The sequence below is a fragment of the Formosa sp. Hel3_A1_48 genome (assembly GCF_001735715.1).
In the GTDB taxonomy this organism is placed as follows: Bacteria; Bacteroidota; Bacteroidia; order Flavobacteriales; family Flavobacteriaceae; genus UBA3537.
Map to the genome: position 1 here is coordinate 1,748,622 of NZ_CP017259.1, position 24,347 is coordinate 1,772,968.

Sequence of the window (24,347 nt, forward strand, 5' to 3'; positions counted from 1 at the left end):
TATGCTCAAATCGCGTATGATAGAAGAAAAAATGCTGATTCTTTTGCGTCAAGGAAAAATTTCAAAATGGTTTTCTGGTATAGGCCAAGAAGCGATTTCAGTTGGTGTGACTATGGCTCTTCAAAATGACGAGTATATTTTGCCGATGCACCGAAATCTAGGTGTTTTTACTACAAGATTGATTCCATTACATAGACTTTTTGCCCAGTGGCAAGGCAAAGCCAGTGGTTTCACAAAAGGACGTGATCGCTCGTTTCATTTTGGCACGCAAGACTACAAAATTGTGGGCATGATATCGCATTTGGGGCCTCAACTGGGTGTAGCCGACGGTATTGCGCTATCTCATCTACTAAAAAAGGAAGCAAAATTAACAGCTGTTTTTTCAGGTGAAGGCGGGACTAGTGAAGGAGATTTTCACGAGGCGCTAAATGTTGCTTCTGTGTGGAATTTGCCAGTGCTGTTCTGTATTGAAAATAATGGCTACGGATTGTCGACGCCTACATCTGAGCAATACAACTGTACGCACATAGCAGACCGTGGTAAGGCCTATGGAATGGAGGCGCACATTGTTGAAGGCAATAATGTTTTGGAAGTTTATTCAAAAGTGAATAAAATTGCCAAAAGCGTTCGTAAAAACCCTCGACCAGTTCTTATTGAATTTAAAACGTTTCGTCGCCGTGGACATGAAGAGGCTAGTGGTACAAAATATGTCCCTCAAGATCTAATGAGTGTATGGGAAGATAAGGATCCTATTTCCAATTTTGAAGCATTTTTATGCAAACAAAAAATCCTAACAGAGAATAAGATACAAGCTGAAAAATTAAAAATTTCTAATGAAATCCAAGAGGGATTGCAGTCAGCTTTTGCAGAAGAGCAGATAATAGCTAGTTTAAGTACTGAACTAGGTGATGTGTATAAAAATTATGATTATCAGCAAGTTAGTCCTAAGTCTAATACTAGTGAAATTCGTTTTGTAGATGCTATTTCTCAAGGTCTAAAACAAGCCATGGAACGCCATGAAGATTTGGTCATCATGGGCCAGGATGTTGCTGAGTATGGCGGAGTTTTTAAAATCACAGACGGGTTTTTAGAACAATTTGGAAAAGAGCGTGTTCGTAATACACCCATTTGCGAATCTGCTGTTATTGAAACAGCTATGGGGCTTTCTATTGCGGGAATTAAATCTGTAGTTGAATTGCAATTTGCCGATTTTGTTAGCTCAGGTTTTAATCCTGTGGTCAATTATTTAGCCAAATCGCACTATCGTTGGGGTCAAGAAGCTAATATTGTTTTGCGTATGCCATGTGGTGCTGGAGTTGGTGCTGGGCCGTTTCACTCACAAACCAATGAAGCTTGGTTTACAAAAACCCCAGGTCTGAAGGTGATATATCCGGCTTTTCCAGTAGATGCGAAGGGGCTTTTAGCGACCGCAATCGAAGATCCTAATCCGGTTTTATTTTTCGAACATAAAGCGCTTTACCGCAGTCTGAGACAAGAGGTGCCTACAGAATACTACAACTTACCAATAGGCAAAGCAGCACTGATAAGAACGGGAAGTGCTGTTACTGTAATTTCATATGGTGCAGCTGTACATTGGGCGATTGAAACTTTGGAAAATAACCCTGATATTTCTGCAGATTTAATTGATCTACGTTCACTTCAACCTTTGGATTATGACAGTATTCTGAACTCTGTTAAAAAAACAAACAGAGTTATTATCTTACAAGAAGATTCTCTCTTTGGCGGAATAGCTAGCGATTTATCGGCTTACATTATGGAAAATGCTTTCGAGTATCTTGATGCAGCGGTACAACGTGTAGGGAGTTTGGATACTCCTATACCGTTTGCAAATTCGCTCGAACAGCAGTATCTTGCGAAGCGAACTTTTGAGACTTCCCTCAAATCGCTTTTGGAATATTAAAATGGATTATATTCAACTCTTTATCGATGCTTTTTTAGGCACTGTAAAATGGACATGGCGCTCCATCATTTTTGACGTACCATGGCAGCGTAATTATTTCTGGGGGTTAATTGTGATTTCAATCGCTGTATTTGCTTTAGAAATTATGTTCCCATGGCGCAAAGGACAGAAAATTTTTCGAAAAGATTTTTGGCTAGACGGATTTTATATGTTTTTTAATTTCTTCATTTTTACTGTCTTCATTAGTGGGTTTTACAAATGTATTTCTAAGTTTTCCACTGACGTCCTCGCATTAAAAATGACTAGTCTTTCCATTATTGATTTATCCGATTTCCAACCAGTAGTTCAACTGCTTTTATTTTTTGTGGTTTTGGATTTTGTTCAATGGTTTACGCATACGCTTTTGCACCGTTATGACTTTTTGTGGAAATTTCACAAAGTTCATCACTCTGTCAAAGAAATGGGTTTTGCTGCGCATTTGCGCTACCATTGGATGGAAAATATTTTGTACAAACCCCTTAAAGTTTTAGCACTTATGCTTTTAGGTGGCTTTCAACCTGAGCAAGCTTATGTAGTTCATTTTTTGGCAATTGCCATTGGTCATCTAAATCACGCCAACCTAAAGCTGGATTATGGGCCATTAAAATATATTCTGAATAATCCCATTATGCACTTGTACCACCACGCTTATTCCCTTCCTGAATCGTTTAAAAACGGTGCAAATTTTGCCATCAGCTTAAGCCTTTGGGATTTTATTTTTAAAACTAATTATGTCCCAAAACCCGATAAAAACCTTCGTCTTGGCTACAATGACGACGCCAAAATGCCAAAGAGCTTTTGGGGGCAGTTGAGGTACGGGTTTCGCAAAGACGATTGATGGATTATTTGCGGTTTGCGCTTATAAAATCCATAATTAAAGCTGAAATTAATTTCCCTACATTATAATCTCTTTTTTTCGGCTTTAATTTTGGTGCGGCCTCACAAATATGTAAGTAAGTAGCTTTCGTATTTTTAGCCAATTTGAATACAAATTGCCGTGCTTCTGTAGTGCTAAATCCAGTAGGGCTCATGGCGCTGCTTGGGCAATGGGCTATAGCATCACAGTCGATTTCTACGCCGTAGGGGTCTATACTAATAAACTTATATCCTTTTTCCAATGCCTTTTCAACAGAAATTTCCTTTCGGACATGTATTTGTTCAAATGAAACAAATGCTATGTTTTTGTTGTTGTCAATTGTTTTATAAATAGATTCAGAGGTGTAATTTTCATGCATTCCGAAAATAAAATAACGTTCCAAAAACCCTTCATCCATAGCGTAGCTGAAGCCGTTACCACTATGTCGGCCTTCCAATGCTCGGAAATCAGTATGAGCATCAAAATTGATGGCATTCATTTTGGATTTTAAAGCCAATGCACACCCTTTAATCATCCCATACGCGTTGTTATGTCCACCGCCAATTGCAATAGGAATTTTTCCTTTCTTTTTTATTAAATGCACTAAGTTAGTAACCTCTGCATCAATGATATTGACTTTTTTCTGAAGCTTTTTGATATCTTTTTGATCTTTTGATTTTTGGTCTATTTCATCAAAATTAAAATGGCCTAAAATGAGAAGTTTAGCGGGATTTGTAAATCGATTTGACTGTATATTTAAAAGGCTGTTTAGAACGACATTCCATGCCTTTTTTGTACCGCATTTACCGAAGTTTGCACGCACACCAATATCTTCAGAAATACCAAATAAAACAAACTCAGTTTTTGATTTATTTAGCTGTTCTTCAATGGTTTGTTTTGGATTTCTAAAGGAAATATTCTCAAAAAACTTAGCTTCTCCTTTTCGTTTCTGAACTAGTTTTTGTGCTTTCTTTTCCGTTAAAGGGTTGAAATAATCCATTGTTATAATTTATTCAATAAATTGACCATTGAGCATTACATTGTGTACTGGGTTATTGCCAAATTCGTAAGGAATTTGATTGTAGGATCGCATCTTTTTAGTTAGAATCAGATTAGCTTTCTTACCCCTAGTTATACTACCGTACTGTTCTGAAATTCCCATCGCATAAGCTCCATTAATACTGGCTGCGTTGATGGCTTCTTCAGGCGTCATATTCATTTTAATACAAGCTAAACTTACTACAAAATTCATGTTTCCACTAGGTGAAGAGCCAGGGTTGTAATCACTAGCTAATGCTAGGGGGAGCCCAGCGTTTATAAGTTCTCGCGCAGGGGTGTAGGGGATGCCCAAGAAAAATGAACAGCCTGGTAAAGCAACAGGCATTGTTTCGGAGTTTTTAAGCGCTACAATGTCTTTATCCTCAAGTTGCTCCAAATGATCTACAGTCAAGGCATTGAAATCAACTGCAAGCTTTACACCTCCAAATGTATTAAATTGATTAACGTGGATTTTTGATTTTAGATTGTAATTCTTAGCTGCCGTTAAAATACGTTTTGTGTCTACTAGATCGAAGTATCCTTTTTCACAAAAAACATCGATAAAATCTGTTAAATTTTCTTGACTAATTTTAGGCAGCATTTCATTGATTATTAAATCAACATAAGCTACTTTGTTGGTTTTGTATTGTTCAGGAACAGCATGTGCACCTAAAAAAGTTGACTTTATTTTTAACTCTGAATGATGTTTAATGCTTCGAATGACGCGTAACATTTTCAATTCAGCATCCGTAGTCAATCCGTAGCCAGATTTGATTTCTAGCGCGCCTGTACCTAAGCGGATTAGCTTTTCAATTCGATCAATAGACTGTTCAAAAAGATCATCTTCAGAAGTGTTTTGAAGGGTTTTAGCAGAGTTTAAAATACCTCCACCACGTTTTGCAATCTCTTCGTAACTCAATCCATTAATGCGATCTACAAACTCTTGACTGCGATTTCCGGCATACACTACATGAGAATGACTATCGCACCAACACGGTAATATCAATCGGTCGGTTGCATCAATGATTTCATCACCATTTTGAGCTCTAAAATTTGTCATTGAGCCAAAATCTGATATACAATCGTTTTGTACAATCAAAAAAGCATTGTTGATTTTCGGTAGGGTTTTCATCGCATCACCAGCTACGCTTTTTTGTCCTTGGGGGCGGACTTGAAGCAATTCTCGAATATTGATAAAAACAGTGCGCATCGTTTTAGTTAAAGCTGCCTGTCATGTCTTCGGGCTTTACCCAAGCATCGTATTCTTCGGCGGTGACATAGCCTAAATTAATGGCTTCCTCGCGAAGCGTAGTGCCATTCTCGTGCGCTGTATTAGCTATTTCAGCTGCTTTATAATACCCGATTTTGGTATTCAAAGCTGTTACTAACATCAATGAGTTGTTGAGCAATCTTTTGATCACTTTATGGTTGGGTTCAATTCCTGATGCACAGTGTAGTTCAAAACTCGCGCAAGCATCTCCTATGAGTTGTGCAGATTGTAGAAGATTGGCAGCCATCATCGGTTTGAAAACATTCAATTCGTAGTGGCCTTGTGCGCCGCCCACAGCAATAGCCATATCATTGCCCATAACTTGAGCACAAACCATGGTTAGTGCCTCGCATTGAGTAGGGTTTACTTTTCCTGGCATTATTGAACTTCCAGGCTCGTTTGCAGGAATGGTTATTTCTCCAATCCCGGAGCGAGGACCAGAAGCCATCAAACGTATATCATTTGCAATTTTATTGAGTGAAACCGCCAATTGTTTTAATGCACCATGGCTTTCCACTACAGCATCATGTGCTGCTAAAGCTTCAAACTTATTCTTAGCTGTAATAAATGGGAGTCCTGTAAATTTTGCAATATATTTTGCGACCATTACATCATAACCTTTGGGCGTATTAAGGCCAGTCCCTACTGCTGTTCCCCCAAGAGCCAATTCGCTTAGGTGCTCCAAGGTATTTTTCAGAGCCTTAAGACCATGGTCTAGCTGAGAAACATAGCCTGAAAATTCTTGTCCAAGTGTTAGCGGTGTTGCATCCATAAGGTGAGTTCGTCCAATTTTTACAACGTTTTTAAAATCTTCAGATTTTTGGCGTAGTGTATTTCGAAGTTGCTCTACACCAGGTATTGTTACTTCTATGATTTTTTTGTAACCCGCAATATGCATTCCGGTTGGGAACGTATCGTTAGACGATTGCGATTTGTTTACATCGTCATTGGGTTGAATCGTTTTTTCGCCCTCTCCAATTGTTTTCCCAGCCAATTGGTGTGCTCTATTAGCGATAACTTCGTTTACATTCATATTGCTTTGTGTGCCAGACCCTGTTTGCCAAATAACCAATGGAAATTGATCGTCGTGTTTGCCTTCCAAAATTTCGTCACAAGCTTTAGCAATCAAATCGCGTTTTTCAGAAGATAAAGTTCCAAGATCACAATTGGTGTATGCAGCGGCCTTTTTTAGATAGGCAAATCCGTATACCAACTCTATTGGCATTGAACCAGAAGGGCCAATTTTGAAATTATTTCTTGAGCGCTCTGTTTGTGCACCCCATAGTTTATCTGCGGGAACGTTGACAGCTCCCATTGTATCTTTTTCAATTCTATACTTCATTACAATTGCGAATGGTGTATTACAAATTTAATTTATTTTGAAGTAAAAAGAGCTAAATTTTTAAGCAAATCCTTGAATTACAATGGGGATGTGTATTAAGTGTTAATAATTTTAAAAATTTACATTGTAAAACATTAAATCTTACAGTATATTTGCAGCATACAAAACGATATTATGTTTGAATTTGATCAATATTTAGGATTTTTAGCATTCATGAGTATCTTAACCATTGGGTTTTGGCTCATGATATTTTTGTTGACTTTTGCCATTCCTTATTGGGTTTTTGGTTCAGCAATTGAAAGTTTCAAGGAAAAACGCGCTGCAAAAAAAGCAAAATTGAATGAATAATTCAACCTCTTATAAAACACAAATCCAAGCAACAATGCTTGGATTTTTTTTTACAAAATATCTAAGATTCGTTCTGTGGGACGACCAATTACGGCTTTATTGCCATACACCACAATAGGGCGCTCTATAAGTTTTGGATGGTCTACCATCGCTTGTATAAGCTCTGCGTCAGAAAGATTTTTTCCTTTAAAATTTGACTTCCAAATGGTTTCATTTTGCCGTACCAGTTCCAATGGCGGTATGCCTAGTTTTTCAATAACAGCTTTGAGTTCATCAATAGATAAAGTTGCGTCTAAATATTTGATAATTTTAAACTCTTTTCCAGAATTTTCAAGTGCTTTTACCCCCAATCGGGATTTACTGCACCGGTTGTTGTGGTATATTTTAATCATAGTGTTTGTGGTGTTTCGTCATTTTGCCCCATCATCATAAGGTAGGATTTTAAAAAGGGCATGAGCTCACCGTTCATTACGGCATCCACATTGCCTGTTTCGTGAGTGGTACGTACATCTTTTACTAGTTTGTAGGGGTGCAGTACATAGTTTCGAATTTGACTTCCCCATTCAATTTTCATTTTTCCAGCTTCGATGTTTTCACGTTGTGCCATTTGTTTTTTGAGTTCGATTTCGTACAGTTGCGACTTTAGCATTTGTAGTGCTCTAGCACGGTTGTCGTGTTGGGATCGAGTTTCAGAACAAGAAATTTGTATTCCTGTGGGTTTGTGCGTGAGTTGCACTTTGGTTTCAACTTTATTTACATTTTGCCCTCCAGCTCCACTTGAGCGCGCTGTGGTAATTTCAATATCAGCAGGGTTGATATCAATTTCTATACTGTCATCAACCAAAGGGTACACATAAACAGACGCAAAACTTGTATGGCGCTTTGCGTTGCTGTCAAAAGGGGAGATACGCACCAATCGATGTACTCCATTTTCGCCTTTTAACCACCCAAAAGCAAAATCACCTTCAATTTGTAGTGTTACGGTTTTTATTCCCGCGACGTCTCCATCTTGAAGATTTAGCTCTTTAATTTTAAATCCTTGTTTTTCGGCATACATTACGTACATCCGCATCAGCATACTGGCCCAATCACAACTTTCTGTCCCTCCAGCTCCTGCTGTGATTTGAAGTACCGCACTCAATCCGTCTCCCTCTTCGGAAAGCATATTCTTAAATTCTAAATCCTCAATGATTTGCTGGGCAGTTTCATACTGAGTTTGCACCTCATTTTCAGAAACATCTCCTTCCTTGAAAAAGTCATAAAAGACTTGAAGTTCGTCTGTATGAGTTTGGGCTTCTTCAAAATCATTCACCCATTTTTTATTAACGCGGATGGATTTCATGATCTGCTCAGCAGTTTTTGAGTCATTCCAAAACTCAGGGGCATAAGTTTTTTCTTCCTCGTTTTGGATTTCGATGCGTTTGGCATCTAAGTCAAAGATACCTCCTTAACGCGCCCAGGCGATCTATAAGATCTTTGATGTGATCGTGTGTTATCATACATAAATATTCGTTTTACAAAAATAGAATTTATAGCACAGAAAGAAAATAATATGTAGTTTTACCTTCAAATTTTTTTTATGCATATTGATTTACGGAGTGATACAGTAACAAAACCATCAAGCGGTATGATGAAGGCGATGGCTAGTGCGCCATTAGGTGATGACGTTTATGGAGAAGACCCCACAGTAAATGCGCTAGAAAAGCGTCTTGCTATTATGTTTAATAAGCCAAAGGCACTTTTTTTTCCAACAGGTACAATGGCTAATCAAGCAGCTATAAAACTGCATACACAGCCTGGGGAACAAGTGATTTGTGATCAATATGCACATATTTATAATTATGAAGGTGGCGGTGCTTCCTTCAACAGTGGAGTATCATGTAAATTAATAGATGGTCATAGAGGAATGATTACTGCTGAGCAAGTTACAGCTGCTATCAACCCTCCTGATTTTTACCACAGCCCATTGACTTCTTTGGTTGCTTTGGAAAATACAACCAATAAAGGAGGTGGTGCTTGTTGGGATTTTAAAGAAATTAGTAAGATTAGATCGGTCTGTGATGCTCATCATTTGGGGCTGCATCTAGATGGTGCTCGACTTTGGAATGCGCTTGAAGTTACGAATGAGAAACCTGAACAGTATGGGGCTGTTTTTGATACAATTTCGGTTTGTTTAAGTAAAGGTTTAGGCTGTCCTGTAGGATCAGTGTTAGTTGGAGATGAAGCGCTTATGGAAAAAGCAATAAGGGTGCGTAAAATGTTGGGTGGCGGTATGCGTCAAGTAGGAGTTTTAGCAGCCGCGGGCCTGTATGCTCTTGACCATAACAGGGAACGATTGTCCGAAGATCATGCTAAAGCTAAAGCTATAGGTCAAGTCCTTCAAAGCACAAGTTATGTCGCTAAGGTTCAGCCAATTGAAACCAATATTGTAATTTTTGAATTAGATTCTGCTGTCGATTCAGCCTATTTTATTGATTCCCTCCAATCTAAAGGTATTCTTTTGAGTAACATGGGCAGTGGTAAATTACGAATGGTAACTCATATGGATTACACGGATCAGATGCATGAAAAACTACACGAAACCTTGATTGGTATTTAGTTTTTTGTCTACATTTACAGTCCTTAAATCCATTCGTTATGAGAACTTTTTTTCATTCATTTTGTATATTTTTTCTAATTCTTTCTTGTAAACAAGATACAAGTAAAAACACTATGTCAAATACTATTCAAGCGCCAATAACAAAGCAAATTTCTAAAGAATTATCCAAGCACAACGACATTCGCTTAGATGAGTTTTACTGGTTAAAAGATCGTGAAAATCAAGAAGTTATAGATTATCTTAATGACGAAAATAACTATTACGACGCCAAAACAGCCCACACTAAGGATTTTCAAAACTCATTGTTCGAAGAAATGAAATCAAGAATTAAAGAAGACGATTCTTCAGTGCCCTACAAGTTTAATGGCTATTGGTACATCACAAGGTATGAGAAAGGTAAAGATTATCCGATTTACACCCGAAAAAAAGAATCTTTGACAGCTAAAGAGGAGCTGTTGTTTGATTGCAATAAAATGGCTAAAGGGCATTCTTATTTTAGGCTCGTTGGGCTTAATATAAGCCCTGATAATGAGCGTGCAGCATTTGCATTAGATACCATAGGGCGTAGACAATACACATTGTACATTAAAGACCTGAAATCTGATAAAATTTTAGAGGATAAAGTAGATAATTGTACAGGGGGCAGTACTTGGGCCAATGACAATCAAACCTTATTTTACACATTAAAAAATGAAACTACTTTACGATCAGAGGCTGTTTATAGACATAAACTTGGAACATCTTCATCTGAAGACGTTCTTGTTTTTGAAGAAAAAGACGATACGTTTGGTGTAGGAGTTTACAAGACAAAATCAAAAAAGTACTTGGTTATATCTAGCTACAGTACGCTTACAACTGAATATCAAATTTTGGATGCCAATACGCCTGATGGCAGCTTTAAAGTTTTTCAAGCTCGAACACGTGGCTTAGAATACTCAATTTCTCATTACGGAGATTACTTTTATGTGCTCTCTAATGCAGATGATGCTCAAAATTTTAAATTATCAAAGACAACTGAAAAGCATACAGAGAAAAGATTTTGGAAAGATGTCATACCGCATAGATCTGATGTTTTGTTGGAGGGAATTGATATCTTCAAGGACTATTTGGTTGTTTCAGAGCGGAAAAATGGTCTAAATCAAATTAAGATCAATCGTTGGGATGGGTCCGATAGCTATTATTTGCCCTTTACTAGTGAAACCTACACGGCATACACCACCACAAACATTGACTTTGACACCCACATCCTTCGCTACGGATACCAATCTATGACTACCCCTTCTTCAGTTATAGATTTCAACATGGCAACAAGAGAAAAAACAATAAAAAAAGAGCAAGAGGTTTTAGGAGGTAAGTTCAAAAAAGAAAATTACGTTTCTGAACGTGTTTGGGCTACTGCAAAAGATGGAACTAAAATTCCTATTTCATTGGTAAGGCATAAAGACACTCCTAAAAGTTCTCAAAAACCTTTGCTTTTGTACGCCTATGGCTCTTATGGTGCAACAATAGATCCTTACTTTTCAACTGTTCGTTTAAGTTTGTTAGATCGTGGTTTTATCTACGCAATTGCCCATATTCGAGGGGGTCAGTACCTTGGTCGTCAGTGGTACGAGGACGGGAAACTATTAAAAAAGAAAAATACGTTTACAGATTTCATTGATTGCTCAAAATATTTAATTGCACAAGAATACACATCCGCAAAGCACCACTATGCTATGGGTGGAAGTGCAGGAGGTTTGCTCATGGGTGCTGTGATCAATAGGGCACCAGAGCAATACAACGGAGTTGTAGCTGCTGTTCCTTTTGTTGATGTTATTACTACCATGTTGGATGACAGTATTCCTCTTACTACAGGAGAATATGATGAATGGGGCAATCCAAATGAAAAAATATATTACGATTACATGAAATCGTATTCGCCCTACGACAACATCAAAAACCAACAATATCCAAATTTATTAATTACAGCTGGATTACATGACTCACAGGTCCAATATTGGGAACCTGCAAAGTGGGTCGCAAGATTACGACTTCAATCCAATAATACTTCCGATCTGTTTTTGAAAACCAATATGGATGCTGGACATGGAGGTTCGTCAGGACGCTTTGAAGCACTCAAGGAAGTTGCCTCAGAGTATGCTTTTTTATTGGACCTTGAAGCCATCAGTAAATAGAAGTTTAAAAAAATTCTTATTTTTGTTGACCAAACCAATCACATGTCTTTAGAGCATCAACCAAAAATTTTTGATAATATTTTAGAGCTAGTTGGCGATACACCGCTAGTAAAACTCAATACTATAACAAAAACTTTTCCAGGGACTTACATTGCGAAGTTAGAGGCATTTAACCCTGGTCATTCTTCCAAAGACCGCATTGCTCTACATATCATTGAGCAAGCCGAAAAAAAAGGTATTTTAAAGCCAGGGGATACAATTATTGAGACGACTTCAGGAAATACGGGGTTCAGTATTGCAATGGTGAGCATGATAAAGGGATATGACTGTGTTTTGGCGGTTAGCTCAAAATCTTCGCTAGATAAAATAGATATGCTAAAAAGCATGGGAGCAAAGGTTTACGTCTGTCCTGCAAATGTAAAGGCAGACGATCCTCGTTCGTATTATGAAGTGGCCAAACGTATTCACAAAGAAATTAAAGGATCAGTTTACATAAATCAATACTTTAATGCTTTAAATACAGAAGCTCATTTCAAAACAACAGGTCCAGAAATATGGAACCAAACCGCAGGTAAAATCACACACTTGGTGGCTTGTAGCGGAACAGGAGGAACCATCTCTGGTACAGCTCAGTTTCTTAAATCACAGAACCCAGAAATCAAAGTAATTGGTGTAGATGCATATGGTTCTGTTCTAAAGAAATACCACGAAACACGGGAATTTGATTCAAATGAAATATATCCTTACCGTATTGAAGGTTTAGGTAAAAATTTGATTCCAACAGCAACAGATTTTGATGTCATTGACGAATTCATCAAAGTTACTGACGAAGATAGCGCGCATGCGGCTAGAGAATTAGCACAAACCGAAGGCATTTTTGGCGGCTACACATCCGGAGCAGTAGTTCAAGCAGTAAAATTACTTCAAGAACAATACCTATTCAAAGATTCTGATATGATTGTACTGATTTTTCCAGACCACGGATCGCGCTACATGAGTAAGGTTTTTAACGATCAATGGATGGAAGATCAAGGCTTTATGGATAAGAAACTCAAACTCTCAGCCAAAGCCATAGAGATTGTAAAATAATACAATTTACTAAGTCTTCTTTTTTTATTATTTTTCTTGGCATTATATTTTTAAAAATCATTATGTTTTGTATATATTATTGCATAATTTTGAAAAATAATCCAACAAAAAAACATAAATGAGAGACTTATTTGAGAAAATCTACAAGGATAAAGGACCGTTAGGTAAGTGGGCAAGTCAGGCGGAGGGGTATTTTGTATTTCCGAAACTCGAAGGTCAAATTTCAAACCGAATGAAATTTCAAGGCAAAGATGTCATTACTTGGAGTATAAATGATTATTTAGGACTAGCCAATCACCCCGAGGTTCGTAAGGTAGATGCTTCAGCTTCTAATGAATATGGTTCAGCATACCCAATGGGTGCGCGAATGATGTCTGGTCATACTTCGCTTCACGAGCAATTGCAGCAAGAATTGGCTGCTTTTGTAAATAAAGAAGCTGCTTATGTTTTAAACTTTGGCTATCAAGGCATAATGTCCACAATTGATGCTCTGGTAGGAAAAGATGACGTCATTGTATATGATGTTGATGCTCATGCATGTATTATTGACGGTGTGCGTTTACATATGGGAAAACGCTTTACCTACAAACACAATGATATTGAAAGTTTAGAAAAAAACCTAGAACGCGCTACTAAGATGGCTGAGCAAACTGGTGGTGGTATCCTCGTGATCTCAGAAGGGGTTTTTGGTATGCGTGGTGAGCAGGGAAAACTGAAAGAGATTGCGGCTTTAAAAAATAAATATAACTTTCGCTTTTTAGTGGATGATGCTCATGGGTTTGGTACTCTCGGTGCAACTGGCGCAGGCGCAGGAGAAGAACAGGGTGTGCAAGACGATATTGATGTGTATTTTGCAACATTTGCTAAGTCTATGGCGAGTACAGGAGCTTTCATAGCAGCGGATAAAGAAATTATAGATTATTTAAAATACAATTTGCGTTCTCAAATGTTCGCAAAATCTTTGCAAATGCAACTTGTAAAAGGGGCCTTAAAACGTTTAGACATGATTAGAACCATGCCTGAACTTAAACAAAACCTTTGGAAGATTGTAAATGCTTTGCAATCAGGTCTAAGAGCTCGTGGTTTCGATTTAGGAACTACTCAAAGTTGTGTTACACCTGTCTATCTGAAAGGAAGCATTCCCGAAGCTATGGCATTGGTTAAAGATTTACGTGAAAATCATGGGATATTTTGCTCAATTGTAGTGTACCCCGTAATTCCAAAAGGTTTAATTTTACTGCGTTTAATCCCTACCTCAATGCATACGTTGGAAGATGTTGAGGAAACTTTGCAAGCGTTTTCAAGTATTAGAGAACGCTTAAATTCAGGTCTATATAAGCGCCTTTCGGCAGCTGTTTCTGCAGCAATGGGAGAGTAATTTCTATAAGACTTTTTTGTATGTACAGCGCTTTTTAATCAATTGCGGATTAAATTCTCTCCATAGTTTTTGAATCGCTTTGTTATCAGACAACTCTGGTGTTCTTCTACATTCTGTAATCCCTTTAGTTTTAAATGATCTGTGGTATTCACTAAATAAAATTGCGTGAACACCCTTGTTTTGATATTCAGGGTGTATTCCTATTAAAAGAAAATTTACTGATTTAGATTTTTGTGCTTTGATTAAATGAAACAGTCCAAAAGGGATTAGTTTTCCTTTCATTTTTTGAAGTGCTTCTGCAAACGAAGGCATCACAACAGCAAACCCTACCAATTTTTCGTCTGTATTGACGACGAATTTGATATATTCCGGTGCAATAAAATTCAAAAACTTCTTTTTCATAAAGTCCTTTTGAATATCTGTAATTTTCACAAATGAAGACAACTCCGAATAGCTCTCATTGAACAAATCAAACATTTGATCTGCATATTGCATCATGTCTTGAGTTTTCTTAAAATTAAGTTCTTTTAAGCCATAACGTTTCTTAATAACAGACTCCAGCCTGTTATAATTCTCAATTCTAATATCTTTAAAAGCATGTTTGTGTTCGAAATATTCTTTTTCAACCTTAAATTCCAAGGCTTCCAAGTGTGTTTTATAATAGGGGTGATTGTACCAAGAAACCATGGTGCCAATGTGGTCAAAGCCATAGGTTAAAACCCCAACTTTATCTAAATTTGAGAACCCTACAGGGCCTTCTATAAAGGCTAAGTTTTGTTGTTTGCCTATTTCTGTGACTTTGGCCAGTAAGGCTCTACTAACTTCCAAATCATCAATAAAATCAAACCAACCAAACCGCATTTTTCGAGTGTTTTGTGTATTGACTTCAATCCAATTGATAATAGCTGCTATACGTCCCACGACTTTTGAACCTCTGTATGCTAAAAATAATTTTAGCTCTGCATCTTTTAGAATTGGGTTTGTTGCTTCATCAAAAATCTTCATTTCTTCCGAAATAATGGGCGGTACCCAATACGGAGATTGTTTGTATAATTTAAAAGGAAATTTCACGAAATTACGTACCCCTTTCTTTGTGCTCACTTCTTTTACACTAAGCATATAATCTATCCTTCATCAAAATTTTCAACTTTCTTTTTTTTGGAATTTCTTTTTGAGCGTGATTTCCTTTTTCTTTTCTTTTTTCCTGAAGATTTATTTTTGATTTTTAGCTGATCTTCATGGCGATCGATTCGATAAGAAACCCCAAAATTTACTCCAAAAATAGAAGGTGTATCTTTAAAATTCAGAGTTAGTGCAGTATCAAGTTGAAGGTCTTTGTTAAAAAGATAACCACCACCAAAGCGCAGTAAATTATCTGCGTAAAAGTCGCTTTTTATACCTTGAGTTTCTGCAAATACAACCCATTTCGGATTGAATGAGTGTGTTAGTGTTAGAATGTAGTGTAAATCTTGTTGATTTGAACTTATACGGTCCATCATTAGATTGGTCACAAACACCCAGCCTCCATAAAAATTATTTTGAGTAATCAGTGCTGCCCGGTAACTTAATCCTTCAACTCCATCAGCTACGTACGGGTTGCTTTTTGTATCGAAATTAACTCCAGCTGAAACTGCTACCGCAGGTATGAGTTGCTTCCATTTAAAACCTCGATTAGCGTGATAACTATAGACGTTAATTTTTTCTTCTTTATTCTTATTAGGGTCGTAAATTAAATATTTAGCCCCCAAATTTAAATACCTGAAATTAGCTCTTTTATTTTCCACGGGCACAGCAAAATTGTAGGTTTGTGTTTCACTTTGGTAAGTCCCTTGAATATTGACTTCCAAAGCTTCTTTCAAAAAGCCATAGTGTGCAGCAAAATCAACTCCAAAACCTTTGGCTTTATAAGATGGGTAGGGTGATCTTTTTTCATTTGAAATGAATGGGCCTAATTCAAACTGAAGTACTTTTTTTCCCACTGAAAATGCAGTTTGTGAAGCTCCAGGGCGGTTGGAGTTAATGACATCGGTGTATTGCGCTTGAATTAAGGTTGTAAAACAGATAAAGAAAACTAGAAAAGCCTTAAATATTGGTGTCATTTGTGTATACTTTTTTCAAATCTACATATTTTAAATGAATCTTGAACTTCACATGTAATTTTTAATACTTTTTTATATTCATGGTTCTTGATGGCCAAAAAATATGTTTAAGAATTGTATTTTTGAATAAACTTATCATTTATGATTCAAACAGCATCTTTTGTGGGTCTTTTAAAAACGGTATTGATTATTATTTTATCGTACACTGTTTTTAAATACGTTATGCGTCTGTTGGCTCCTTTTTTTCTGCGTTCAATAGCACGTAAAATGGAACGTCAATTCAATCAAAATACTGCGCCCCCAACTAGACAGAAGGAGGGCGAAGTCTCTATAGATAAAACTCCTGACAAACAAGCATCAAATAATGATGTTGGAGAATATGTTGATTACGAAGAAATAGATTAAGAAAATATTTATGAATCAATTACTAAAACAGTACACTAAACATCTAATTGTTTTATTAGGTTTTATCGTTCTTTCTTTGGCTTATTTTAGCCCTGTTTTACAAGGGAAAAAAATTTTTCAAAGCGATATTGTTCAGTACAAAGGTATGGCCAAACAACAAATTGATTTTAGATCAACTAGCGGTGTAGAAACCTATTGGACTAATGCCGCCTTTGGCGGGATGCCAACATACCAACTTGGAGCTAAATACCCCCACAATTACATAAAACATCTCGATCTTTCTCTACGGTTTTTACCGCGTCCCGCCGATTATTTACTGCTCTACTTTGTAGGTCTCTATCTGCTTTTGCTTATTCTGGGTCAAGATTTTCGAGTAGCTATAATCGGAGCTATCGCATTTGGGTTTTCGACTTACTTGATCATAATTCTGGGAGTTGGACACAATGCCAAGGCACATGCTATTGGCTATATGCCATTTGTACTTTCGGGTGTTCTCTTAGTTTTTCAAAAGCGTTATTTGCTTGGCTTTGTACTAACTACAGTTGCTTCTGGTTTAGAGATTGTTGCTAACCATCCCCAGATGACCTATTACCTACTATTTATTCTTTTGTTTTTGGCTTTTTCTTTTTTTATTAAGGCTGTCAAAGCAAACGAGATCTCAAGATTTTTTAAGTCTATTATTGTTCTTTTTTGTGCTGCCTTTTTAGCTCTTGGGATGAATGCCTCCAACTTACTAGCTACAAAAGAATATGCTGCGCAAAGTACTAGAAGTCAGAGTGAATTAACAATCCTTCCTGATGGCTCTCCAAGGCCTCAAACAACGGGACTGGATCGTGAATACATTACTCAATATAGTTACGGAATAGTTGAAAGTTTTAATCTTCTATTTCCACGGTTCAAGGGTGGTGGTTCTACAGAAGAGCTTGGAGCAGATTCCGAAACATACAAAGCATATAAAGCTTTGGGTGCATCAGCTGCTCAAGCCCGAAATGAAATAAAACAGGCTCCAATGTACTGGGGAGATCAGCCCATTGTTGAAGCACCTGCATATATAGGAGCAACTTTACTGTTCTTATTTTTATTAGCATTAATCCTGTACAGAGGACAACACAAATGGTGGCTTCTCTGTTCTATAGTTTTTTCTCTTTTGCTCTCATTTGGAAAAAATGCTTCATTGTTCACCAATTTTTTTATAGACTACATTCCGTTGTATAACAAGTTTAGAGCGGTGAGTTCTATTCAGGTAATTTTGGAATTGTGCATTCCTGTTTTTGCCATATTTGGTTTAAGTCGGTTTTTTGCAAGTGATGTATCGAATACACAAAAGCTAAAAGCACTTAAGATATCTGCATTTTCTCTTATCGGTTTGTCAGTATTTTTCTTAATTTTTAGAGACGTTTTGTTTGATTTTGTAGGCCTTCGTGACGGCCAATATCAAAATTTTTATGGCAATGATTTTGTAAAAGCCTTACGTAAAGATCGCCAAAGTTTATATTCCTCCGACCTTTTTCGCTCTCTCTTTTTTGTTGTTGGACTTTCATCTTGCTTATGGTTTTATTTAGCAAAAAGAATAACCAAAAACAACACGATTATTTTAATTGGTATTTTAATCATTACGGATTTGGTCTCTGTAGATTTACGCTATGTCAGTACTGATAATTTTGTTTCTGCTCTAAAAGTAGATAAGCCTTACACCCCAAATGCTATCGATAAAGAGATTTTAAAAGACACAACCATTTTTAGAGTGTATGACACCACAGACGGCAGTACACGTTCATCGTATTTTCATAACGCCATTGGTGGCTACCACGCGGCCAAAATGCGCCGCTTTAATGAAGTGATGGATTTTCATATAAACAAAGGAAATTCGGAGGTGTTTAATATGCTGAATACTAAGTACATTATTTATAGAAACGATGAGGGGCAGTTGCAATATGTTGAAAATGATGAAGTCAATGGCAATGCTTGGTTTGTGCAGCAATTGAAAACAGTAAAGCAACCTGACAATGAAATTTTGGCATTAGACTCACTGAACACAAAGACTACGGCGGTTGTTCGTGAGAATCATCATCCCGACCGTAAGTTTATTGTGGATTCTACAGCTTTTGTTAAGTTGAGTTCTTATGCACCAAATAAACTAGTTTATAAATCCAAAAACACACACGACGGTTTTGTTGTTTTTTCTGAAAACTACTATAAGAACGGTTGGGAAGTTACAATAGATGGGCAAGAAGTGTCGCATTACAATGTGAATTATATTCTTCGCGGAATAGACGTTCCAAAAGGAGAACACAGTATAGTTTTTGAGTTTAACCCCAAGGTTGTTCGCTCAGGCAGTCAAATTGCATTGATCAGTACTATTTTATTTATAGTACTTGTTTTAGTGGCCTTAGGTCTTTTTTATAACAGAAGTCCAGAATGAAAAAGGTACTTATCATAACTTATTATTGGCCACCAGCAGGTGGTCCTGGCGTGCAACGATGGTTGAAGTTTGTAAAATACCTTCCTAATCACGAAATAGAACCAATTGTATATTGTCCAGAAAACCCATCCTATCCAAATTTAGACCATACATTTTCAAGCGATGTAGATTCTAGAATAACAGTTCTTAAACACCCAATAAAAGAACCGCTTCAGTTTTTAAAAATATTTTTTAGGAAGAAGACTAATGCTTTGTCAAAAGGAGCTATACCATCATCAAATAAACAGAGTCTTTTGGAGCGTATTCTTCTGTTTGTTCGTGGAAATTTATTCATTCCAGATGCGCGTATTTTTTGGGTAAAACCTTCTGTAAAATATTTATCGTCTTATATTTCAAAACATCAAATAAATACCATCGTAACTACAGGACCACCGCACAGTGTTCATCTTATTGGAATGCAACTCAAAGCGAAACATAAGCTCAAGTGGTTTGCTGATTTTAGAGATCCTTGGACGGATATTAGTTATCATAAAAATTTAAATTTAACCCAAAAGGCCCAACAAAAGCATTTACAACTGGAACATAAAGTGTTGAATATTTCAGATCATATTATTGTTACCTCTTCGCAAACAAAACAATTGTTTTCTAAAAAAACACAACAACCCATTTCGGTTGTTACAAATGGTTTTGATGATGAAATTGTACCTTCTACAAGCTTAGATTCTAATTTTACGATCACACATATTGGTTCTCTTTTTGATCAAAGAAATCCAATACTGTTCTGGGACGTTCTTTTGGAACTTATTGATGAATTCCCAGATTTTAAGGCCAATTTTCAATTGGTTCTTGTAGGTAATGTAAGTTCAGAAATTAGAAGGTCGATTGAATCGGCTGGGTTAAAACCTTATTTAAAATTAGTAGGCTCAGTATCTCATTATGAAGCCATTACGTATCAAATAAAAACTCAAGTACTATTGCTTATAGAGGCTAATACACCTGAAGCATCATATATTATTCCAGGAAAATTATTTGAATATTTAAATGCTAACCGCCCTATTGTAGCTCTAGGACCAGAACAATCTGATATACCGTCTATTTTATACGACACCCATACTGGATTGTATTTTAATTATGAGGATAAAAATGCTATAAAAACGCATATGATGCATCTTTTTGGTGAATACAAAAAGAATAGACTATCAGTTTCGTCCAAGAACATTAACCTCTTTTCACGGAAAAGCTGTACAAAACAGTTGGCGAAAATATTGAATGCTAAATAAAAAAACCACACTGAATAAGTTCCGCGTGGCTTTTTTGACTAATCAAACAAAATCAAAAAACATTATGGTTTTATCAATTGGTTTTTTTTGAGCGACTCGTTTTGCGTTTCAACTGTGAACGGGTGTTGTTGCGTGTGGCTTGACGTGTCCCTGTTGTGCTGTTTTTTTGGGTTACGGTTCTTATGTTTTTAGTACTATTTTTCCTATTATACTGAGGTTTTTTCCGCGTCATTGTACGTTGCGACGTTTGTCGTATTCGTTCAGTAGTATAAGCAGGAGCATTGTTTTGTACTTTTGCTCGATTTTCAGAACGTCGTGTTGTCGTTACAGCAGAATTTCGGCTACGGTTTGCACTGTTGGTGTATGCAGTTTGCGTTGTTCTACGGTTTCGTGTGTTACCGTTGTAAACCGCCGGACGTCTGTTATTTCTGTAAGGACTTGTGTAATGTCTACGGTTTGGCGTATAATATCTTCGGTATGGACGGTAGTCGACCACACAAGTTTGTACACTTGGCCTGCGGTAATAAACATGCCACGGACGTTGGGTATAAAACCGATTTCTGCTGTTGACATAACCATGGTAATAGAAATTTAAATTTGGACGATATCCTATATAAAGCCCTCCAATTTGCCGCACATAACCATTGTGGTTATAGTGGATACGTACATTGGCAATTTGCCGTACACGACCGAAGTAGTCATAAAAAATAGCCACATTTTGGATTTGAATAACGGCACCAAAATCGTCGTACTGAATAAAATGATCGTATTGATATCCAGAATTAAAACTCACATACCCTTGACCATTAAAAACAACATTTACATCGATTTGGTTTCCGCTAAATACGCCACCTCTACGATTCAAAATGTTAAAATCAAACTGACCATCGGGAAACACTGCAAATTCAATTCCACGTTCATTAAATATGAAAGCATTACTGTAGTTGCGCACACTAAATGGCGCACTTGCAAAACTAAAAATCGAATAAATTGCTATGCTTAATGTAATCAGTAACTTTTTCATAATATAAATGTTTAAAGGTTCTTGTTTAGTTTTAAACCAAACAACGTGCCATAATTTATATTAATCTATAAATATATGATTATCAATTACTTAATAAATCTTTGAGGTATTTTGCGGTAAGGGATGTTTTAGATTCTATGACCTCCTCAGGTGTACCTGCAGCCATTAAATTACCTCCATTTTTTCCACCTTCTGGGCCTAAGTCTATAATGTAATCGGCAGATTTGATGAGTTCCATGTTATGCTCAATAACTATAATGGAATGCCCATGATCGATAAGTGCATTAAATGATTTGAGTAGTTTTTTGATGTCGTGAAAATGCAGTCCGGTAGTTGGTTCATCAAATATAAATAGACCTGATTCGCTGCTACCACCTTTCCCTAGGAAAGAGGCGAGTTTGATGCGTTGTGCTTCACCTCCAGATAGAGTAGAGGAACTTTGCCCCAAGGTTACATAACCCAAGCCCACGTCTTGGAGGGGTTGAAGCCTCTTGAATATTTTACTACACTTATGCGTTTCAAAAAACTTCAGTGCATCGTCAATAGTCATGTTCAAAACATCATCTATTGAGACTTTGTTAAATTTCACTTCAAGAACTTCTTTTTTGAAGCGTTTTCCACTACAGCTTTCACACTTAAGTTGAACATCGGCCATGAATTGCATTTCAATCGTTACAACGCCTTCCCCTTTACAGTTAGGGCAGCGTCCACCATCAACATTAAAAGAGAAATGTTTAGGTTGATAATTTCGAAGCACACTTAACTTTTGCTTCGAATACAGCATGCGAATTTCATCATAAGCCTTGATGTAAGTTACAGGGTTAGATCTGGATGATCTTCCGATGGGGTTTTGATCTACGAATTCAATAAATTTCACTGTACTGAAATTCCCAGAAATAGCTGAGAATTCCCCTGGTTTTTCTCCATATCCTATGAGCTCTTTATTTAAAGCGGGATAAAGAATATTTTTGACTAAAGTACTTTTTCCACTTCCTGAAACACCAGTAACCACAGTAAGCATATTCAATGGAAACTCTACGTCAATATTGTTTAAGTTATTAGCACGTGCACCCTCAATCTTGATACTGTATTTGGATTTACGCCGTTTTTTTGGAGTTTCGATAGCCATACTGCCATTTAGGTATTTGGCCGTGAGCGAGCTGCTTTTTAAAATAGAATTGTAATCACCTGAGGCCATAATCTTGCCACCATAACTTCCAGCTTCTGGACCAATATCAATAATATGATCAGCGGCCTGCATAATGGCTTCGTCGTGTTCCACAACAATGACCGTGTTTCCTAAATCTCGTAAGGATCTGAGAACAGCAATAAGTTGCTCTGTGTCCTTTGAGTGTAGTCCTATGCTTGGCTCATCCAGTATGTACATCGATCCGACGAGACTGCTCCCCAAAGAGGTTGCTAAGTTTATACGCTGGCTTTCACCACCAGAAAGAGTGTTCGACTTGCGGTTTAGGGTTAAATAATCTAATCCAACATTGGAAAGAAAGCGAAGGCGATTACGTATTTCTAAAAGCAGTCGTTTTGCAATTTCATATTGATTTTCACTCAGTTTAAGAGTTTCAAAAAAATCCTTTAACTCATTAATGGGTAACTCGACTAAATCCGTAATGGATCGATTATTGATTTTTACATAATTTGCTTCTTTGCGGAGTCGTTTTCCATCACATTTATTGCATTTTGTTTTTCCTCTGTAGCGCGACAACATCACTCTATTTTGAACTTTATACGATTTTGACTCTAATTCACTAAAAAAAGCATCAAGCCCTGTGAAATGTGTATTTCCTTTCCAAAGTATTTTTTTTTGTTTGGCACTAAGTTCAAAGAAAGGTTTGTGTATGGGAAAATCAAATTTATGTCCGTTGTTTACTAATTGGTCTCTGAAATAGGACATACTTTCTCCGCGCCAAGGATAAACAGCATTTTCATAAATTGAAAGTGTAGTATTAGGAATAACCAAGGATTTATCAATGCCAACTACATCGCCATAGCCCTCGCACTTTGCACAAGCGCCATAAGGATTGTTGAAGCTAAAAAGATGAGTGCTTGGTTCTAGAAAAGTTTGTCCGTCCAATGAGAAGTTAGTATTAAATTCTTTTACTTTCAGTTGTTCTAAATCTTCTATTGAGCATTTCCCTTTTCCTTCGTAAAAAGCCATTTCTACAGCGTCTGCTAAACGGTTGTAAAAGTCTTTGTTATGACGTACAATAATTCGATCAATTACCAGCTGAAGGTTTGTTTTTTTTGTTCCAATTCCGATAAGTTGTTCTATGCGCTCAATTTTATTTCCAACTTTTACCCGTGCATATCCTTGACTTTGCAGTGTTTTAAGCTTATTATCGATTAACCTTCCTTCTTCTAGGTGAATGGGTGCGAGTAAAAGTAATTTTCGACCTTCTTTAAATGACTTCACAAGATGCACAACATCAGATGTATTGTCTTTTTTTACAATTTCACCGGAAACTGGAGAGTAGGTAATCCCCACTCGAGCAAACAACAATTTTAAATAATCATAAATTTCGGTAGATGTTCCAACTGTAGATCTTGGATTTGTCGAATTCACTTTTTGTTCAATAGCTATGGCGGGAGCTATACCTTTGATATAATCTACACTAGGTTTGTGTAAACGACCTAAAAATTGCCGCGCATAACTTGATAAACTTTCTACATAACGGCGTTGTCCCTCGGCATACAGTGTGTCAAAAGCTAAACTCGATTTACCAGATCCAGACAACCCTGTAAGTACAACCAATTTATTTCTCGGAATTGCCACATCTATATTTTTAAGATTGTGGAGTTTCGCACCCTTAATCAAAATAAATTTTTTAGGATGCAGTTTAGAAAAAGTGTTAGACATTTGCCAAAAAATAAGCTGTAAATATACCATTATTACCCATAGAATTAAAAGACATTAACTTCTTATTAAGATTAAAATAAATAAGTGTAATTTGGAATTTTAATTCTATTCTTACTATATTTGGTTAAATTCCTAATAAAACCGCTTATAGAATAACATTACTTTTTAATCAATTTTTTAACTCATCA

Annotated in this window: 19 protein-coding genes; 10 read left to right on the top strand and 9 right to left on the bottom strand. The window is 36.8% G+C overall.

The features are described 5' to 3' along the window. The first annotated feature begins 16 nt into the window (after positions 1-16). Positions 17-1,921: a dehydrogenase E1 component subunit alpha/beta gene (locus FORMA_RS07875; protein WP_231924983.1), complete on the top strand. Its 1,905-nt coding sequence runs from the start codon at positions 17-19 to the stop codon at positions 1,919-1,921. 1 nt (position 1,922) lies between these two features. After that, positions 1,923-2,798, top strand: coding sequence for a sterol desaturase family protein (locus FORMA_RS07880; protein ID WP_069675147.1), 876 nt, complete (start codon positions 1,923-1,925; stop codon positions 2,796-2,798). A 4-nt stretch (positions 2,799-2,802) separates the two neighbouring features. Here the strand turns inward: FORMA_RS07880 and FORMA_RS07885 are convergent, their stop codons facing one another. Genes FORMA_RS07885 through fumC form a run of 3 tightly spaced genes read right to left on the bottom strand, consistent with a single transcriptional unit; the run spans position 2,803 to position 6,466 of the window. Continuing rightward, positions 2,803-3,816: a formimidoylglutamase gene (locus FORMA_RS07885; protein ID WP_069675148.1), complete on the bottom strand. Its 1,014-nt coding sequence runs from the start codon at positions 3,814-3,816 to the stop codon at positions 2,803-2,805. Between the two features lie 9 nt (positions 3,817-3,825). Next, entirely contained in the window at positions 3,826-5,064 is a 1,239-nt protein-coding gene (hutI, locus tag FORMA_RS07890; protein WP_069675149.1) for an imidazolonepropionase, read from the bottom strand. Between the two features lie 4 nt (positions 5,065-5,068). After that, positions 5,069-6,466, bottom strand: coding sequence for a class II fumarate hydratase (fumC, locus tag FORMA_RS07895; RefSeq protein WP_069675150.1), 1,398 nt, complete (start codon positions 6,464-6,466; stop codon positions 5,069-5,071). Between the two features lie 174 nt (positions 6,467-6,640). Between fumC and FORMA_RS09340 the strand changes: the two genes are divergently transcribed. Next, positions 6,641-6,814 (top strand): hypothetical protein, encoded by a 174-nt coding sequence (locus tag FORMA_RS09340; protein ID WP_197500755.1) that lies wholly within the window; start codon positions 6,641-6,643, stop codon positions 6,812-6,814. Positions 6,815-6,864: 50 nt separating this feature from the next. Here the strand turns inward: FORMA_RS09340 and arsC are convergent, their stop codons facing one another. Both arsC and prfB read right to left on the bottom strand, forming a co-directional pair. Then, positions 6,865-7,206, bottom strand: coding sequence for an arsenate reductase (glutaredoxin) (gene arsC, locus FORMA_RS07900; protein WP_069675151.1), 342 nt, complete (start codon positions 7,204-7,206; stop codon positions 6,865-6,867). Beyond that, a protein-coding gene (gene prfB / locus FORMA_RS07905; RefSeq protein WP_157506059.1) for a peptide chain release factor 2 occupies positions 7,203-8,313 on the bottom strand; the annotation gives its coding sequence in 2 pieces (ribosomal slippage) (positions 7,203-8,249 and positions 8,251-8,313; 1,110 coding nt in all). Before prfB ends, arsC begins: the two co-directional genes overlap by 4 nt. A gap of 80 nt (positions 8,314-8,393) precedes the next feature. On the opposite strand from prfB, the gene FORMA_RS07910 reads away from it, so the two are divergent. The 4 genes from FORMA_RS07910 (at position 8,394) to FORMA_RS07925 (ending at position 14,054) form a co-directional block, all read left to right on the top strand. After that, positions 8,394-9,413 (top strand): threonine aldolase family protein, encoded by a 1,020-nt coding sequence (locus FORMA_RS07910; protein WP_069675153.1) that lies wholly within the window; start codon positions 8,394-8,396, stop codon positions 9,411-9,413. 113 nt (positions 9,414-9,526) lie between these two features. Next, entirely contained in the window at positions 9,527-11,587 is a 2,061-nt protein-coding gene (locus FORMA_RS07915) for a S9 family peptidase (protein ID WP_069675486.1), read from the top strand. A 42-nt stretch (positions 11,588-11,629) separates the two neighbouring features. After that, on the top strand, positions 11,630-12,676 hold the full coding sequence (locus FORMA_RS07920; protein WP_069675154.1) for a PLP-dependent cysteine synthase family protein: 1,047 nt from the start codon (positions 11,630-11,632) through the stop codon (positions 12,674-12,676). Between the two features lie 118 nt (positions 12,677-12,794). After that, on the top strand, positions 12,795-14,054 hold the full coding sequence (locus FORMA_RS07925; protein WP_069675155.1) for an aminotransferase class I/II-fold pyridoxal phosphate-dependent enzyme: 1,260 nt from the start codon (positions 12,795-12,797) through the stop codon (positions 14,052-14,054). A 3-nt stretch (positions 14,055-14,057) separates the two neighbouring features. Here FORMA_RS07925 and FORMA_RS07930 read toward each other — a convergent pair whose 3' ends face one another. Beyond that, on the bottom strand, positions 14,058-15,173 hold the full coding sequence (locus tag FORMA_RS07930) for a GTP cyclohydrolase (protein ID WP_069675156.1): 1,116 nt from the start codon (positions 15,171-15,173) through the stop codon (positions 14,058-14,060). Between the two features lie 5 nt (positions 15,174-15,178). Continuing rightward, a complete protein-coding gene (locus tag FORMA_RS07935) occupies positions 15,179-16,153 on the bottom strand; it encodes a transporter (protein ID WP_069675157.1) in 975 nt (324 codons plus the stop codon). Positions 16,154-16,294: 141 nt separating this feature from the next. Here FORMA_RS07935 and FORMA_RS07940 point away from each other — a divergent pair, with 141 nt between their 5' ends. Genes FORMA_RS07940 through FORMA_RS07950 form a run of 3 tightly spaced genes read left to right on the top strand, consistent with a single transcriptional unit; the run spans position 16,295 to position 20,260 of the window. Next, entirely contained in the window at positions 16,295-16,558 is a 264-nt protein-coding gene (locus FORMA_RS07940) for a DUF4834 family protein (RefSeq protein WP_069675158.1), read from the top strand. Between the two features lie 10 nt (positions 16,559-16,568). Continuing rightward, on the top strand, positions 16,569-18,980 hold the full coding sequence (locus FORMA_RS07945) for a YfhO family protein (protein ID WP_069675159.1): 2,412 nt from the start codon (positions 16,569-16,571) through the stop codon (positions 18,978-18,980). Beyond that, complete coding sequence (locus FORMA_RS07950) at positions 18,977-20,260, top strand: glycosyltransferase (protein WP_069675160.1); 1,284 nt, start codon at positions 18,977-18,979, stop codon at positions 20,258-20,260. Before FORMA_RS07945 ends, FORMA_RS07950 begins: the two co-directional genes overlap by 4 nt. 73 nt (positions 20,261-20,333) lie before the next feature. Here the strand turns inward: FORMA_RS07950 and FORMA_RS07955 are convergent, their stop codons facing one another. After that, positions 20,334-21,284, bottom strand: a complete 951-nt coding sequence (locus FORMA_RS07955) for a hypothetical protein (RefSeq protein WP_069675161.1) — start codon at positions 21,282-21,284, stop codon at positions 20,334-20,336. Positions 21,285-21,366: 82 nt separating this feature from the next. Beyond that, positions 21,367-24,159 carry an excinuclease ABC subunit UvrA gene (gene uvrA, locus FORMA_RS07960; protein ID WP_069675162.1) on the bottom strand — a complete coding sequence of 931 codons (2,793 nt, stop codon included), beginning with the start codon at positions 24,157-24,159 and terminating at the stop codon, positions 21,367-21,369. Positions 24,160-24,347: the final 188 nt, after the last annotated feature.